The organism is Streptomyces rhizosphaerihabitans, from assembly GCF_025399795.1.
In the GTDB taxonomy this organism is placed as follows: Bacteria; Actinomycetota; Actinomycetes; order Streptomycetales; family Streptomycetaceae; genus Streptomyces; species Streptomyces rhizosphaerihabitans.
The window spans coordinates 76988-92246 of record NZ_JAODTZ010000041.1; the positions used below are offsets into that span (position 1 = coordinate 76988).

General features: G+C 71.4%; 13 protein-coding genes and 1 pseudogene. 8 read left to right on the forward strand and 6 right to left on the reverse strand.

Annotation, left to right across the window (positions count from 1 at the left end):
* Positions 1-208: 208 nt before the first annotated feature.
* Both N4G66_RS32040 and N4G66_RS32045 read right to left on the reverse strand, forming a co-directional pair.
* The gene (locus N4G66_RS32040) at positions 209-1102 is read right to left on the reverse strand and encodes a hypothetical protein (protein ID WP_261707760.1); all 894 of its coding nucleotides are present in this window, start codon (positions 1100-1102) and stop codon (positions 209-211) included.
* Positions 1099-2178, reverse strand: coding sequence for an SPFH domain-containing protein (locus N4G66_RS32045; protein ID WP_261707761.1), 1080 nt, complete (start codon positions 2176-2178; stop codon positions 1099-1101). The genes N4G66_RS32040 and N4G66_RS32045 overlap by 4 nt, the downstream gene beginning before the upstream one ends.
* Before the next feature lie 174 nt (positions 2179-2352).
* On the opposite strand from N4G66_RS32045, the gene N4G66_RS32050 reads away from it, so the two are divergent.
* Positions 2353-3576, forward strand: a complete 1224-nt coding sequence (locus N4G66_RS32050; protein ID WP_261707762.1) for an arginine deiminase — start codon at positions 2353-2355, stop codon at positions 3574-3576.
* A gap of 142 nt (positions 3577-3718) precedes the next feature.
* On the forward strand, positions 3719-4726 hold the full coding sequence (argF, locus tag N4G66_RS32055; RefSeq protein ID WP_261707763.1) for an ornithine carbamoyltransferase: 1008 nt from the start codon (positions 3719-3721) through the stop codon (positions 4724-4726).
* 327 nt (positions 4727-5053) lie between these two features.
* Here argF and N4G66_RS32060 read toward each other — a convergent pair whose 3' ends face one another.
* On the reverse strand, positions 5054-5509 hold the full coding sequence (locus N4G66_RS32060; protein ID WP_261707764.1) for an ATP-binding protein: 456 nt from the start codon (positions 5507-5509) through the stop codon (positions 5054-5056).
* A gap of 505 nt (positions 5510-6014) precedes the next feature.
* Here N4G66_RS32060 and N4G66_RS32065 point away from each other — a divergent pair.
* Together N4G66_RS32065 and N4G66_RS32070 are read left to right on the forward strand one after the other, a co-directional pair.
* Complete coding sequence (locus N4G66_RS32065) at positions 6015-6842, forward strand: enoyl-CoA hydratase family protein (protein WP_261707765.1); 828 nt, start codon at positions 6015-6017, stop codon at positions 6840-6842.
* A 166-nt stretch (positions 6843-7008) separates the two neighbouring features.
* Complete coding sequence (locus N4G66_RS32070; protein WP_261707766.1) at positions 7009-9330, forward strand: bifunctional salicylyl-CoA 5-hydroxylase/oxidoreductase; 2322 nt, start codon at positions 7009-7011, stop codon at positions 9328-9330.
* 114 nt (positions 9331-9444) lie between these two features.
* Here the strand turns inward: N4G66_RS32070 and N4G66_RS32075 are convergent, their stop codons facing one another.
* Both N4G66_RS32075 and N4G66_RS32080 read right to left on the reverse strand, forming a co-directional pair.
* A complete protein-coding gene (locus N4G66_RS32075; protein ID WP_261707767.1) occupies positions 9445-10287 on the reverse strand; it encodes a PaaX family transcriptional regulator in 843 nt (280 codons plus the stop codon).
* Positions 10288-10302: 15 nt separating this feature from the next.
* On the reverse strand, positions 10303-12084 hold the full coding sequence (locus N4G66_RS32080; protein WP_261707768.1) for an AMP-binding protein: 1782 nt from the start codon (positions 12082-12084) through the stop codon (positions 10303-10305).
* Between the two features lie 126 nt (positions 12085-12210).
* Here N4G66_RS32080 and N4G66_RS32085 point away from each other — a divergent pair, with 126 nt between their 5' ends.
* Both N4G66_RS32085 and N4G66_RS32090 read left to right on the forward strand, forming a co-directional pair.
* Entirely contained in the window at positions 12211-13356 is a 1146-nt protein-coding gene (locus tag N4G66_RS32085; RefSeq protein ID WP_261707769.1) for an acyl-CoA dehydrogenase family protein, read from the forward strand.
* Positions 13357-13428: 72 nt separating this feature from the next.
* On the forward strand, positions 13429-13827 hold the full coding sequence (locus N4G66_RS32090) for a RidA family protein (RefSeq protein WP_261707770.1): 399 nt from the start codon (positions 13429-13431) through the stop codon (positions 13825-13827).
* 24 nt (positions 13828-13851) lie between these two features.
* Here N4G66_RS32090 and N4G66_RS32095 read toward each other — a convergent pair.
* Positions 13852-13965: pseudogene (locus N4G66_RS32095) on the reverse strand (DUF5999 family protein); the annotation flags it as partial.
* A 170-nt stretch (positions 13966-14135) separates the two neighbouring features.
* On the opposite strand from N4G66_RS32095, the gene N4G66_RS32100 reads away from it, so the two are divergent.
* Positions 14136-14468, forward strand: a complete 333-nt coding sequence (locus N4G66_RS32100; RefSeq protein WP_261707771.1) for a PadR family transcriptional regulator — start codon at positions 14136-14138, stop codon at positions 14466-14468.
* 11 nt (positions 14469-14479) lie between these two features.
* Complete coding sequence (locus N4G66_RS32105; protein WP_261707772.1) at positions 14480-15061, forward strand: hypothetical protein; 582 nt, start codon at positions 14480-14482, stop codon at positions 15059-15061.
* The last annotated feature ends 198 nt before the right edge of the window (positions 15062-15259 follow it).

Below are 15259 nucleotides of genomic sequence, written 5' to 3' on the forward strand. Positions count from 1 at the left end.
ACGGCCTGCCCCCGGCAGGGGACGCCGACCACGCCATCCGGGCCGGCGATGTCCGGTCGGGGTTCGCGGACGCCCGCCCCCAGTGGGACGGCGGGGCGGCGGGGCGGCGGGGCGGCGGGGCGGCGGGGCGGCGGGGCAGGACCCGGTCCAGGGCCATGGGGCCCGGCCGGGGTCCGGCGACGGCTGGGGCCGGTGGCCGCCAGGCCCCTCAGCCCACCAGCCGGAGCCGAACCCCAGCCACCCCCACCCGCACGGTCTGCCCCCACATCAGCTCCACCGCATCCCCCTCCATCCCGTCCCCGAACACGATGAGCCGGTCCGACTCCACGGTGAGGGACAGCCGGCCGGAAGCGGTGAGCTCGCCGGCCACGAGCGAGGTGCCCGTGGACGGCGACGGCCAGGCCTCGCGGACGAACCAGAGCAGGCGTTCGTCCGTGGGCCCCGGCAGCGGCAGCCCCCCGCCGCGCTCCTGCCACACCGACCGGAGCCAGCCGGTGGCCCCGGTCCCGGTCCCCACCAGCACCCCGGAGGACGCCTGGGGCTCGACGGCACCCCCGTACTCGTCGAGCCCCAGACGGTACCGGGCCGTCTGATGGCCCGCGGCCCCCAGATAGATCTCGTTGAGGGCGACCAGCCGCTGGGTGTCGTCCGCGACCGCCTCGACCATGGTCAGCTCGTCGGCGGAGCCCCCGTGCGCCGAGGCGAGCAGCGCCCCCGCGTCCTGGGGCCGGTGCCGCACCAGTACACCCGGATTGCGCCCGGGGTCGGTGTCGATCCCCACCACCGGCTGACCCACCAGGTACTTGGCGACGTTCGCGACCAGCCCGTCCTGACCGACCACGACCACCACGTCCTCCGGCGCGAACAGGAAGCGGTCCAAGTCGGCCCGCTCCACCCATGCCTGACGCCAGGTCAGTGGAATGGCCGACACCACGGCGGTGAGCGCCTCGCGGGCCCGCCGGTGCCGTTCGGCCACCTCCGCGATGTCCCGGCCGCGCGAGGACAGGAAGAACGCCGCCTGCCCGTGTGTGCCGTGCCGGGCCGTCAACTCCTCGTACTCGGTGGTCCGATGGACGAGGACGACCCGGGGCGCGAGACTCACGCCGGGTCTCCGGCGGCCCCGTTGCCCAGCTTGGCGAGCAGCCCGGTGAGGACGTCGGGCGAGACGGTGAGGTTCTCGATCCGCGGCAGGTTCTCCGCGAGCCGGGTGCCGGTCAGCGCGTGCAGCGTGGCGACATCGACGTCGCCGTGGACCCGCAGCCAGGCCTCCTGCGCCTCGGCCCGCGCCGCGCCGACCTCGCGCTCCGCCTGTGCCTCGGCCCCGGCGAGCCGCACCTTCCGGGTGGCCTCCGCCTCGGCGAGCCGCAGCGACCGGGTGGCCTCCGCCTCGGCGAGCCGGACCGTGCGGGCCGCCTCCGCCCCGGCGCGCACCGCGTCCGCCGCCGCGAGCTCCTCGGCCTCGCGGCGCGCGTTCGTACCGCGCTGGTCGACCAACTGCTCCTCGCGCCGGGCGAGTTCGATCTGGCTGGCGAGTTCGTTCTCGGCGATGGCACGCTCCCGCTCGACGGCGACCGCCCGGCGTTCGTACGTCGCCTTGTCCGCGTCCTGCTGGATCTGCTCGCGGGCGGGGGTGCGCAGGGCCCGTTCCACCTCGGGCTCCGGGCGCAGCGCGACGACCCGCACGGCGACGACCTCGATGCCGGTCGCGGGCAGCCGGGGTTCGGCGGCGAGGCCGTCCGCGATCCGCTCCCGTACCGCCGCGACGCCGTCCACCAGGGCGGACGCCAGGGACGTACGGGCCAGTACGTCGAGGGCGTGCTGCTGGGCCGTCTCGGTGAGCAGCGAGCCCAGCTGCTCCAGGGGGGTGCCGCGCCAGGCGCCGGAGTCGGGGTCTATGGAGAAGTCGATGCGGGAGGCCGCGACCGCGGGGTCGCTGATCCGGTAGGTGACGGTCGCCTGCACCGCGACGTCCTGGAAGTCGGACGTGCGGGCGTGGAAGGTCATCGCCAACTCGCGGTCGTCGACCGGGACTTCGGAGAGCGCCGCGGTCAGTGAGCGGTACCAGAAGCTGAGTCCGGGGCCGTCGTGGACCAGGCGTCCCGACATGTGGTGCCGGACATGGGCGGTGGGCGCCCCGCGCAGATGGCGCCAGCCGAGGCGTCGCGTGATGTCGGCCATGAGTACCCCCTCGTCGCCGGGCGGTCCCGGCGGTTCCTGTCCACGTGCTGCCACTTGTTGTCGTCAGTGGGACGATAATAGCCCGACCTGCTTATCGTCAAGGGGACGAAATGAATACGGTGCGGCTCGGGCGATCCGCGGGTGAACACGCGTCCGGATGGTCAGGATGGAGGCATGGGATTCCACGTCGACTCCGAGGCCGGGCGGCTGCGCCGCGTCATCCTGCACCGGCCCGATCTCGAGCTCAAAAGGCTCACCCCCAGCAACAAGGACGCGCTCCTCTTCGACGACGTGCTGTGGGTCCGCCGGGCGCGCGCGGAACACGACGGGTTCGCCGACGTGCTGCGCGACCGTGGGGTCACCGTCCACCTCTTCGGCGACCTGCTCGCCGAGACCGTGGCGATCGGGGCGGCCAGGTCACTCGTCCTGGACCGGGTCTTCGACGAGAAGGAGTACGGGCCGCTCGCCACCGACCATCTCCGGGCCGCCTTCGAGACCCTGCCCGCCCCGGAGCTGGCGTCGGTGCTCGTCGGCGGCATGACCAAGCGCGAGTTCCTGGACGCGCACGTGGAGCCCACCTCCGTGCGCTTCCACGTCATGGACCTCGACGACTTCCTGCTGCGGCCGCTGCCCAACCACCTCTTCACCCGTGACACCTCGGCCTGGATCTACGACGGGGTCTCCATCAACGCCATGCGCTGGCCGGCCCGGCAGCGCGAGACCGTGCACTTCGAGGCGATCTACCGGCATCACCCGCTCTTCCGCGAGGAGGGCTTCAACCTCTGGTCGCAGGGGCAGGCGGACTACCCGTCCACCATCGAGGGCGGCGACGTGCTCGTCATCGGCAACGGCGCGGTGCTCATCGGCATGAGCGAGCGGACGACGCCCCAGGCCGTCGAGATGCTCGCGCACAAGCTGTTCGCGGCGGGCTCGGCCCGCACCATCGTGGCGCTCGACATGCCCAAGCGGCGGGCGCTCATGCACCTCGACACCGTGATGACGATGGTCGACGGCGACATCTTCACGCAGTACGCCGGGCTCGGCATGCTCCGCTCGTACACCATCGAACCGGGTGTGGGGGACAAGGAACTGAAGGTCACCGACCATCCGCCGGAGCACATGCACCGCGCCATCGCCGCGGCGCTCGGCCTGGGCGAGATCCGTGTCCTGACCGCCACGCAGGACGTGCACGCGGCCGAGCGGGAGCAGTGGGACGACGGCTGCAACGTCCTCGCCGTCGAACCGGGCGTCGTCATCGCCTATGAGCGGAACTCCACCACCAACACGCATCTGCGCAAGCAGGGCATCGAGGTGATCGAGATCCCGGGCAGCGAGCTGGGCCGGGGGAGGGGTGGCCCGCGCTGTATGAGCTGCCCCGTCGAACGGGACCCCGTGTAGGCCCCGCGCCGGAGTGTCGTGTGGGCCACGCTCCCGGGCGGGTGGAGGAGTCGAACGCAAGGCCGCATAGAAATGCCGAGCGTCGTATAGAATTCCAAGCGTCCGTCCCCGTCCTCGCCCCCGTCATCCCTGGAGCGCCCCCATGGCGACAGTCCCGACCGCCCTCGCCGGCCGCCACTTCCTCAAGGAGCTGGACTTCACGGAGGAGGAGTTCCGCGGTCTGGTCGAGTTGGCCGCCGGGCTCAAGGCGGCCAAGAGGGCCGGTGCGGAGACCCGGTATCTGAGCGGCAGGAACATCGCGCTGATCTTCGAGAAGACCTCGACGCGCACGCGCTGCGCCTTCGAGGTCGCGGCCGCGGACCAGGGCGCCTCGACGACGTATCTGGACCCGACCGGCTCCCAGATCGGCCACAAGGAGTCGGTGAAGGACACGGCCCGCGTGCTCGGCCGCATGTTCGATGCCATCGAGTACCGCGGCGACAGCCAGGCCGCGGTGGAGGAGCTGGCCGCCTACGCGGGAGTGCCGGTCTACAACGGCCTCACCGACGAATGGCACCCGACCCAGATGCTCGCCGACGTTCTCACGATGACCGAGCACTGCGCCAAGCCGATCGGCGGGATCACCTTCGCCTATCTGGGCGACGCCCGTTTCAACATGGGCAACTCGTACCTGGTCACCGGCGCGCTGCTCGGCATGGACGTCCGGATAGTCGCTCCCCAGGCCTACTGGCCCGCGGACGAGATCGTCGCGCAGGCCCGCGAACTCGCCGAGAAGAACGGCGGCCGCATCACCCTCACCGAGCACGTCGGCGAGGGCGTGCGGGGCGCCGATTTCGTGGCCACCGACGTCTGGGTCTCCATGGGGGAGCCCAAGGAGGTGTGGGCCGAGCGCATCGGCGCCCTCGTCCCGTACGCCGTGACCATGGACGTACTGCGTGCCACCGGGAACCCGGACGTCAAGTTCCTGCACTGCCTGCCGGCCTTCCACGACCTGGGCACCGAGGTCGGCCGCGGCCTCTACGAGGTGCACGGACTCGACTCGCTGGAGGTCACCGACGAGGTCTTCGAGTCGGCGCACTCCGTCGTCTTCGACCAGGCCGAGAACCGGCTGCATACGATCAAGGCGATCCTCGTCGCCACGCTGTCCTGATTCCTCCGCCTTCCTCGCGGCCGGATTCCTGGTGTACGTCCTCTACGGGCGCCGCGATTCCCGGCCGGCCGGGACATCCGGCACCCGTGGCGGAGTGGAGGCCGCCAGGGCCTGTCTGACGATTCACGTCGGATCGGGCCGCGGCGTCCGGTGCCGTGCGTCGCGAGGCGGAGGGTCGCCCTCGTACCGGGCGTACTCGGGCGTGCCCGACAACGCGGCGTGGGGGTCCCGCTGCTCGAAGAGCTCGGGGGAGTGCGGTGCCTGGGGGCACCTCCCAGCGGTAGCTGGGGGAGCGTCGCGGGCCCGGCGGGAATGGTCGGACAGGCCCTAAAGCACCGGACGCCGCTGAGCGGGAACCACGGGCAGTCTGAACCAGACCGCCTTGCCGGAGTCGGTGGGGCGGTGCCCGCAGGCCGAGCTGAGGGCGCGGAGCAGCAGCAGACCGCGCCCGTGCTCCTGCCAGGGGTCCGGCTCTCCGGGCGGGTGCGGGAGTGTGAGGTCGAGCGGCGGCACCGGGTCCGGGTCGTGCACCTCGACCCGGCAGCCGGTCGGCATCAGCTCCACGACCAGCTCTATCGGTCCGTCGCCCGCGGTGTGCTCGACGGCGTTGGCGACCAGCTCCGCGGTGAGCAGCTCGGCGGTGTCGCTGTCGGCCGCGTGCTCCCGCTCGGCGAGTGCCGTGCGGACCAGGGCGCGGGCGACGGGCACGGCCGCGACGGTGTGCGGCAGTGCGATGCGCCAGGAGGCGGGTGCTGGGGTGTCGTGCAAGGCGGGTCCGTTCATGGAGCAGGCTGTCCTGCTGGCAACCTAAGGAATGGTACGACTCCACCGGGCGAACGCGCTCGGTGGGCTTTCTCGGGACATCGGCCGGTGTGTCCCCGGAGCGCCGCGGTCTCCTTTCGGGACGTTCGGTCCGATACGGGCTGTGTACCCGGACGAACGGTCCCCCTCCCGTATCCGCTCCCGCCGTTACACGGCTATCGATGATCCGTGACGCGGTGACGGATCACGGTCACCGCGCGACCGCCCCTTCACGACCTGTCACCGCCTCCTCACGGTGCGCGGCGGCCTCTTCGCGACTCGCAGTCATCGCGGCCCGTTGTGTCACATCACGTCATGTCGTATCGCGTGGCGCCACATCGCATCCGGTCGGGAAGTCGGGCCGCCGCCGATTCCCGGACGTCGATCACGACCGCCCTATCGCGCACTCATGACGACAGTCACAGATGAGTGATAACTTGGTTGAACAGCCGCATCGTGTCGCCCCCGCCCGAGGAGGCCGCCCGTCATGAGTCCCTTCACCGGCTCCGCCACCCGCACTCCCGACTGGGAGCATCTGCGGTACGAGCTCACCGACGGCGTCGCCACGGTCACCCTGGCCCGCCCCGAGAAGCTCAACGCGCTCACCTTCGGCGCCTACGCCGACCTGCGCGACCTGCTCGCCGAGCTGTCCCGTGAGCGGTCCGTCCGCGCCTTGGTGCTCGCCGGCGAGGGCCGCGGATTCTGCTCCGGCGGTGATGTCGACGAGATCATCGGGGCGACCCTCTCCATGGACACCGCCCAGCTCCTCGACTTCAACCGGATGACCGGGCAGGTCGTGCGGGCCGTACGGGAATGTCCGTTCCCGGTGATCGCGGCGGTGCACGGAGTGGCGGCGGGCGCCGGAGCCGTGCTGGCGCTGGCCGCCGACTTCCGGGTGGCCGACCCGAGCGCCCGCTTCGCCTTCCTCTTCACCCGCGTCGGGCTGTCCGGCGGTGACATGGGCGCGGCCTATCTGCTGCCCCGGGTGGTCGGGCTCGGCCACGCGACCCGGCTGCTGATGCTCGGCGAACCGGTGCGGGCGCCCGAGGCCGAGCGCATCGGCCTGATCAGCGAACTCACCGACGAGGGCCACGCCGACGAGGGCGCGCAGGCGCTGGCCCGCCGCCTCGCCGACGGTCCGGCCCTGGCGTACGCCCAGACCAAGGCGCTGCTCACCGCCGAACTGGACATGCCGCTCGCCGCCTCCGTCGAACTGGACGCCGCGACCCAGGCCCTGCTGATGAACGGTGAGGACTACGCGGAGTTCCACGCGGCCTTCACGGAGAAGCGGGCCCCGAAGTGGCGGGGGAGGTGAGCCCGGGATGCACGTGGACGCCGGCCGAGAGGGCCGCGATGACCGCGATGAGCGTTTTGAGGCCGGCCGGGAGGGCCGTGCGGAGGTCGGCCGCGATGAGCGTGCCGGGGCCGGGTCCGAAGGACGCGCGGGTAGCGGGCACGGGATGCACGGGGACGGCGGTGCGATGCGTGTCGCGGTGATCGGCGGAGGGCCCGGTGGGCTCTATGCCGCGGCCCTCCTCAAACGCCTCGACCCGGCCCGCGAGATCACCGTCTGGGAACGCAACGCGCCCGACGACACCTTCGGTTTCGGCGTCGTCCTGTCCGACGAGACCCTCGGCGGCATCGAGCACGCCGACCCGGTCGTGTACGCGGCGCTCCAGGCCGAGTTCGTCCGCTGGGACGACATCGACATCGTGCACCGCGGGGTGCGCCACACCTCGGGCGGCCACGGCTTCTCCGCGCTCGGGCGCCGCCGACTCCTGGAGATCCTGCACGAACGCTGCCGCTCGCTGGGCGTCGACCTGCGCTTCACGGCCGAGGCCCCGCCCGTCGACGAACTGATGGCGGCACACGACCTCGTCGTCGCCGCCGACGGAGTGCACAGCCTCACGCGCGCGGCGTACGCGGAGGTGTTCCGTCCGTCCGTCGAGGAGCACCGCTGCCGCTACATCTGGCTCGCCGCCGACTTCGCCTTCGACGCCTTCCGCTTCGAGATCGCCGAGACCGAACACGGCGTGATGCAGCTGCACGGCTACCCGTACTCCCGCCCGTCGCCCGACCACCACCCCTCGACGTGTCCCTCCGGGCCCCGGAATCAATGCGGCGCCTCCACCGTCATCGTCGAGATGCGCGAAGAGGTCTGGCGGGCCTCGGGGTTCGCGGACCTCGACGAGGCGGAGTCCGTCGAGCGGTGCGGCAAGATCTTCGCGGACGCGCTCGGCGGACGCCCGCTGCGTGCCAACAAGTCGGCCTGGACGACCTTCCGGACGATCGTCAACGACCGCTGGTCGCACGGCAATCTGGTCCTGCTCGGCGATGCCGCCCACACCGCCCACTTCTCCATCGGCTCCGGCACCAAGCTCGCCGTCGAGGACGCGCTCGCGCTGGCCGCCTGCCTGGAGGAGCGGCCGTCACTGGACGAGGCGCTGACCGCGTACGAGGAGGAGCGGCGCCCCGTCGTCGCCTCCACCCAGCGGGCCGCCCGGGCCAGCCTGGACTGGTTCGAGAACCTCGGCCGCTATCTCGGCCAGCCCACCCGGCAGTTCGCGTTCAACCTCCTCACCCGCAGCCGCCGGGTCACCCACGACAACCTGCGGCTGCGCGATCCGCACTTCGTGGCCGCGGTCGAGCGGGAGTTCCGCTGCCCGCCCGGCACCCCGCCGATGTTCACCCCGTTCCGGCTGCGCGGTCTGACCCTGCGCAACCGTGTCGTCGTCTCGCCGATGGACATGTACTCGGCCGTGGACGGCGTTCCCGGAGACTTCCATCTCGTCCACCTGGGCGCGCGGGCTCTCGGCGGCGCCGGACTCGTGATGACCGAGATGGTGTGCGTCAGCGCGGAGGGCCGCATCACGCCCGGCTGCGCGGGCATCTACACCGCCCGGCAGGCCGACTCCTGGCGGCGGATCGTCGACTTCACGCACCGGCAGGCACCGGGCACCGCGATCGGCCTCCAGCTCGGCCACGCCGGACGCAAGGGCTCGACCCGGCTGATGTGGGAGGGCATCGACGAACCCCTGCCGGACGGCAACTGGCCCCTCGTGGCCGCCTCCCCCCTCCCGTACGGGCCGGACAGTCAGACACCCCGTGAGCTGTCCCGCGCCCAGCTCACCGATCTGCGCGAGCAGTTCACCGCGGCCGCTTGCCGCGCCGCCCGCTGTGGCTTCGACCTCCTCGAACTGCACTGCGCCCACGGCTACTTGCTCTCCGGCTTCCTCTCGCCACTGACCAACCTGCGCACCGACGCGTACGGCGGATCGCTGGATAAGCGGCTGCGCTTCCCGCTCGAAGTGTTCGACGCGGTACGGGCGGTGTGGCCTGCGGAACGGCCCATGACCGTGCGCATCTCCGCCACCGACTGGGCGGAGGGCGGCACCACCGGGGACGACGCGGTGGCGATCGCACGGGCCTTCGCCGCGCACGGCGCCGACGCGGTCGACGTCTCCACCGGCCAGGTGGTGGCGGACGAACGCCCCGAGTACGGCCGCTCCTATCAGACGCCCTACGCCGACCGGATTCGTCACGAGACCGGGCTCCCGGTGATCGCCGTCGGCGCGATCTCCTCCTGGGACGACGTCAACTCCCTGATCCTGGCGGGGCGGACCGACCTGTGCGCACTCGCCAGGCCGCACCTGTACGACCCCAACTGGACGCTGCACGCGGCGGCCGAGCAGGGCTACGAGGGGCCGGGCGCCGACTGGCCGATGCCGTACCGGGCGGGCAGCCGCCCCCCGCAGACCGGCCGCACCGACGCCCCCAAGCCCCGCCTCGCATTGGGGACTTGAGGACGCCCCGGAGTCAGGAGCGGTGGGCGCGGCAGCCCGGACGCGCCGCGTGAGCGCGGGGGAGCCCGGCCCGAGGGCGATCACGCCGCCGCGCGGGACATTCCGCGGCGGAGATCACACGGCGTCGGGGTGCCCGGACCACGGGGGCACCCCGGCGAACTCGGCTCCCGCGTCCCGAAGTCGTTCGTGCAGTGCCCGGAAGACGCCGGCCGAGCGGGCGCCGGGCCAGTCCTCGGGGAGCAGTGCGGCGGGCAACCCCGGGTCGGTGTACGGGAGATGGCGCCAGGAGTCGAGGGCGAGCAGATAGTCGCGGTAGGCCTCTTCGGGCGGGGTGTCCGCGCGCCCCTCCCAGGTGTGCAGCACACGCGCGTGCCGGCCGAGGAACGCCTCGTGCTCCTTGGCGATCGCTGCCAGATCCCACCAGCGCGCCACCGCGTCGGCCGTCGCGGCGAACCCCAGATGCTCGCCGCGGAACAGCTCCACGTAGGGATCGAGCCGCAGCCGCTCCAGGGTGTGCCGGGTCTCCTCGTACAGCCGCGCCGGGGCGAGCCACACCCCGGGGGCGGCCGTGCCGAAGCCGAGACCGGCGAGCCGCGAGCGCAGGACGTGCCGTTTCTGCCGCTCCGACTCGGGCACGGAGAAGACGGCGAGCACCCAGCCGTCGTCCTCGGGAGGCGCCGACGCGTACACCCGGCGGTCGCCGTCGTCGAGCAGCTGCCGCGCGTCCGGCGACAACGCGTATCCGGCCGCGCCCGCCGCGGTGCGCGCCGGCTCCAGGAGCCCTCGGCGCTTGAGCCGGGACACGGACGACCGCACCGAGGGCGCGTCCACGCCGACAGCGGCGAGGAGCCGGATCAACTCGGCCACCGGCACCGGGCCGGGCGCGAACCGGCCGTACGCGCCGTAGAAGGTGACGATGAGGGAACGGGGGGCGTGTTGCTCTGACACGTTGATCACTCTAGTGCGCGAAGATCACTTGGGATCGCCGCCTGTGGACGAGTCGCCCCCGGGCACGGCGGCCGAGCGCCCGGGAACGGATGCCGATCCTTCGGGCGTGGAGGCCGACGGGGTATCGCCCCCCGCACCGCCACCAGCACCAGCACCAGCACCAGTATCGGTCTCCTCCCGCAGCCTGAACCGCTGGAGCTTGCCCGTGGCGGTGCGCGGCAGCGCGTCCAGGAAGACGATCTCGCGGGGACATTTGTACGGAGCCAGCTCGGACTTGAGGAACGCGCGCAGCGCTTCGGCGTCCCGGCGCGCGCCCTCCTTGAGCACCGTGTAGGCCACCACGATCTGCCCGCGTGCCTCGTCGGCCCGCCCGACGACCGCCGTCTCGAGAACGTCCGGGTGCCGCATCAGCGCGTCCTCGACCTCGGGGCCCGCGATGTTGTACCCCGCCGAGATGATCATGTCGTCGGCGCGGGCCACATAGCGGAAGTAGCCGTCGGGATCGCGGACGTAGGTGTCGCCGGTGATGTTCCAGCCGTCGCGCACGTACTCCCGCTGCCGGGGGTCGGCGAGATACCGGCAGCCGACCGGGCCGCGTACGGCGAGCAGACCGGGTTCGCCGTCCGGCGCCGGAGCCCCGTCGGCGTCGACCACGCGCGCGTGCCAGCCCGGCACCGGCAGGCCCGTCGTGCCGGGGCGGATGTCCCCGTCGGCGGCGGAGATGAAGATGTGCAGCAGCTCGGTGGCGCCGATGCCGTTGATGATGCCGAGCCCGGTGCGCCCGTGCCAGTCCCGCCAGGTCGCCGCGGGCAGGTTCTCGCCCGCGGACACACAGCGCCGCAGCGACCCGATGTCGTGCTCGGCCGGTTCCGCCAGTTCCGCGAGCATCGCCCGGTAGGCGGTCGGCGCGGTGAACAGTACGGAGACCCGGTGCTCGGCGATGGCGGGCAGCAGCTGTTTGGGACCCGCCTGTTCGAGCAGCAGGGAGCAGGCGCCGACGCGCAGGGGGAACACGACGAGACCGCCGAGCCCGAAGGTGAATCCCAAGGGAGGACTACCCGCGAAGACATCGTCCTCGTGTGGTTGCAATACATGCTTCGAGAAGGTGTCCGCTATCGCCAGCACATCGCGGTGGAAGTGCATACAGCCTTTGGGCCGTCCGGTGGTGCCCGAGGTGAACGCGATCAGCGCCACGTCGTCGGCGGCGGTGTCCAGCGCGTCGAAGGGCTCGTCCGGGGCGCCGGTGATGCGCAGTAGCAGATCGTCGGGCGCGTCACCGCCGTACGTCGTGATCCGCAGTCCGGGGATCTCCGCCTTGGCCAGGTCGTCGACCGAGCGGATGTCGCACAGGGCGTGCGTCACCCGGGCGATCCCGCACATCGTGCTCAGTTCGTGCGGCCGTTGCTGTGCGAGCACCGTGACGGCGACCGCTCCCGCCTTCAGCACCGCCAGCCAGCAGGCCGCCAGCCAGGGTGTGGTCGGGCCGCGCAGCAGCACCCGGTTGCCCGGGACGACGCCCAGCTCGCCGGTCAGCACATGGGCGATGCGGTCGACGCGGGCGCGCAGTTGTCCGTACGTCCACGGGTCGCCGGACGGAGTACGGAACACCGGGCGTTCGGGGTCGGTGTCCGCGAGGAGCTCGGCGGCGCAGTTGAGCCGAACGGGGTAGCGGAGCCCGGGCAGGTCGAAGCGGAGTTCGGGCCACTGTCCGGGGGGCGGGAGATGGTCGCGCGCGAAGGTATCGGCGTGGGCCGAGCGTGCCGGCCCCAAGGTGTCCGCGGGATCTGCGGGATCCACAGGGTCCATGGAGGTTCGCCCCCTTGCCTTGGTGGGCGTTGTGGTGGGCTCGCACAAGGAGCGTATCGTGTTGGTGACGACAGTCAACAGTTCGCGATAACGTGGGTGGCGTCCGATGGGCAGAGGGGACGGGCAATGACCGCATTCTCGCTTGATCCGGGGCAGATCGCCTGGTGTGCCGAGCTGCGCACACTGGCCGCGGAACACCTGCGCCCACTGGCCGACAAGGGCGAGCCCGGTCACGTCAACCGACCGCTCGTCGCCGAACTCGGCCGACTCGGCCTGCTCTCCCGTCTGTTCACCTCGGGCGCCCTCGACCTCTGCCTGATGCGCGAGTCCCTGGCCCAGGTCTGCACCGAGGCCGAGACGGCGCTGGCCCTCCAGGGGCTCGGCGCCCATCCGGTCCACGCGTACGGCACCCCGGCCCAGCGCGAGCACTGGCTGCCCCGGGTCGCGGGCGGCGGCGCAGTGGCGGCCTTCGCGCTGAGCGAGCCGGGCGCGGGATCGGACGCCGCCGCGCTGGCGCTGCGGGCGGACGAGGACGGCACCGGCGGCTGGCGGCTCACCGGCGAGAAATGCTGGATCTCCAACGCCCCCGAGGCCGACTTCTACACCGTCTTCGCGCGGACCGCGCCCGACGCCGGAGCCCGCGGCGTCACCGCCTTCCTGGTCCCCGCCGACCGCCCCGGCCTCACCGGCACCCCGCTCGACATGCTCTCCCCGCACCCCATCGGCGCCCTCGCCTTCGACGGCGTACCCGTCACCGCGGACGACGTCCTCGGCGAACCCGACCACGGGTTCCGGGTCGCCATGAACACCCTCAACCTCTTCCGGCCGAGCGTGGGCGCCTTCGCCGTCGGCATGGCACAGGCCGCGCTGGACGCGACCCTCGCGCACACGGCGGGCCGCGAGGCGTTCGGCGGCCCGCTGAAGGACCTGCAGACCGTGGCCCACCAGGTCGCCGAGATGGCGTTGCGCACCGAGGCGGCCCGCCTGATGGTGTACGCGGCCGCGGCGGCGTACGACGAGGGGGCCACGGACGTGCCGCGGCGGGCGGCGATGGCGAAGCTGCTCGCGACCGAGACGGCCCAGTACGTCGTCGACGCGGCCGTCCAGTTGCACGGCGCCCGCGCACTGCGCCGCGGCCATCTCCTCGAACACCTCTATCGCGAGGTGCGCGCTCCGCGCATCTACGAGGGAGCCAGCGAGGTCCAACGGACCGTCATCGCCAAGGAGTTGTACCGGGCGGCCGAGCAGAAGAAGGGCGCGGAGTCCGTATGACCTCCGAGCAGACGTGGGACACGGGGTCGGGGTCCGCATGACCGTTGAACAAGCACAGGAAACGGGGTCCGTATGACCGCCGAGCGCGTCAACCCGCCCGAGCTCTCCCCGCCCGCCGGGTTCTCCCACGCCGTCGTCGCCACCGGCTCCCGTGTCGTCTTCCTGGCCGGACAGACCGCGCTCGACGTGGACGGGAAGGTGGTGGGGGAGACCCTGCCCCTGCAGTTCGAGCGGGCGCTGGTCAATCTGCTGACCGCGCTGCGCGCGGCGGGCGGCGTTCCCGCCGACCTCGCCCGGGTCACTGTCTACGCCACGGACGTCGCCGACTACCGCGTCCACGCTCCCGAACTGGGCCGCATCTGGCGCCGGTTGGCGGGCCGCGACTACCCCGCGATGGCCGTCATCGGCGCCACGCGCCTGTGGGACGAACAGGCGCTGGTCGAACTCGACGGCTTCGCCGTGCTGGCGTAGTAGGGCCCGCGGGGGAAGCGGAGATCAGGCCGCGACGGCGAGCTGGTCCGCGAACACCCGGTGCGGAGCGACCACGCTGCCGTCGGGAAGCAGTTCGCCGCTGTCGTCGAAGACGATCGCGCCGTTGCACAGGAGATTCCTTCTCTGCACCAACTAAGTTGATCTTGTGGCTCAGGGTGCGCTCGCCTCACCTCATCGTCTGTGGTTGACAATCCCGCGACCCTAGGTAGAGTCTCTAGTACCTAGGTAGAGGCGCTAGTACGGTTGGAGCCAGTAGAGCCGCTACCACGACTTCCCAGGGGCAATTCATGGAGCAGATTCGACTCACGCCGGCCACGGCGAAGGTTCTGAAGGAGCTACTCGACGACGTTCAGGGCCAGCACTACGGCCGGGAAATCATGCAGGCCACGGGGCTAAAGAGCGGGTCCCTGTACCCGATCTTGGCCCGGCTAGAGCGTCAGGGCGTGATCGAGGCTGAGAAGGAAGAGATCGACCCGGTCGAGGCAGGCCGCCCCGCCCGTCGCTACTACAAGATCACGGGCGAGGGGGCTCGGGCGGCCCGCTTGGCGCTGGCCGAGCTCCATGAGCTCACACGGGCCCCGCAGGGGCGATCCGGGCTTCTACCGGGTCTAACTACATAAGGTGGTACTGAATGATCACGGTCCTGGCGGACGGCGTAAGTAGGGGCGAGAGCCTCCTGCAGGGCCTCGCCGCGTTCTCGGTTGCCGACTGGACGTTGGCGATCGCCGCGGCGCTGATCGCCGCTCTGCTGTTGGAGGTGACGGCTCTCGTGAAGAGGGCCGTCACCTCTAGGCTTCCGTTTCTCATCCTTCGCTGCACCGTGTTCATGGTGCCGTTCAAGGACTGGAAGGTTCTGTTTCACGAGGTCTGGGAGCCTGACCTTCACGACATCATGACCTCGAAGGGCGACGAAGGTCGTCCCAGCGAAAACATCCGTCGGTATCTGCGCGCGATGGGCTTCGCCTTCGGTCTCGTGGCCGGGGGTGCCATCCGCACTCAGATGCAGCGGGCCACGAAATCCCGTGGGCGTCAGGCATTTTCGCGGGCGCACATGGTGAGCTACGCCGCCATCAACATGACCGTCTCATCGGCTCTGATCCTCATGACCAAGGATCGGTTCTGGCTGTTCCTCATCATGTTGGGAAGTGTCGGTATCCAGATGGCAATTTCCTGGCGGTTCCTGCGGCGCCGTAGGGCAGAAGGAAGCCGGTGATGCCTGTGGGGCCCAGAAGGTAGCTGGGCCCCACACGCATCACTCTGGCACAGAATCGAGCGATGAGCACCGCCGGAGAGACGCATGTCTCTCCGGCGGTGCTCATGATCATTCGTCGTGGCACTGTTCCGGCCTGGGGTGAGGCATGCCAAGTGTCACTGGCGGCCGTCGTGTCAAGCGGGCCGCTTCGGCCTGCTT

Coding starts and splice junctions, on each gene's coding strand:
- argF (WP_261707763.1), top strand. CDS start 3,719: ATGGCGACAGTCCCGACCGCCCTCGCCGGCCGCCACTTCCTCAAGGAG.
- N4G66_RS32070 (WP_261707766.1), top strand. CDS start 7,009: ATGCGTGTCGCGGTGATCGGCGGAGGGCCCGGTGGGCTCTATGCCGCG.
- N4G66_RS32100 (WP_261707771.1), top strand. CDS start 14,136: ATGGAGCAGATTCGACTCACGCCGGCCACGGCGAAGGTTCTGAAGGAG.
- N4G66_RS32050 (WP_261707762.1), top strand. CDS start 2,353: ATGGGATTCCACGTCGACTCCGAGGCCGGGCGGCTGCGCCGCGTCATC.
- N4G66_RS32045 (WP_261707761.1), bottom strand. CDS start 2,178: ATGGCCGACATCACGCGACGCCTCGGCTGGCGCCATCTGCGCGGGGCG.
- N4G66_RS32080 (WP_261707768.1), bottom strand. CDS start 12,084: ATGGACCCTGTGGATCCCGCAGATCCCGCGGACACCTTGGGGCCGGCA.
- N4G66_RS32090 (WP_261707770.1), top strand. CDS start 13,429: ATGACCGCCGAGCGCGTCAACCCGCCCGAGCTCTCCCCGCCCGCCGGG.
- N4G66_RS32060 (WP_261707764.1), bottom strand. CDS start 5,509: ATGAACGGACCCGCCTTGCACGACACCCCAGCACCCGCCTCCTGGCGC.
- N4G66_RS32085 (WP_261707769.1), top strand. CDS start 12,211: ATGACCGCATTCTCGCTTGATCCGGGGCAGATCGCCTGGTGTGCCGAG.
- N4G66_RS32105 (WP_261707772.1), top strand. CDS start 14,480: ATGATCACGGTCCTGGCGGACGGCGTAAGTAGGGGCGAGAGCCTCCTG.
- N4G66_RS32065 (WP_261707765.1), top strand. CDS start 6,015: ATGAGTCCCTTCACCGGCTCCGCCACCCGCACTCCCGACTGGGAGCAT.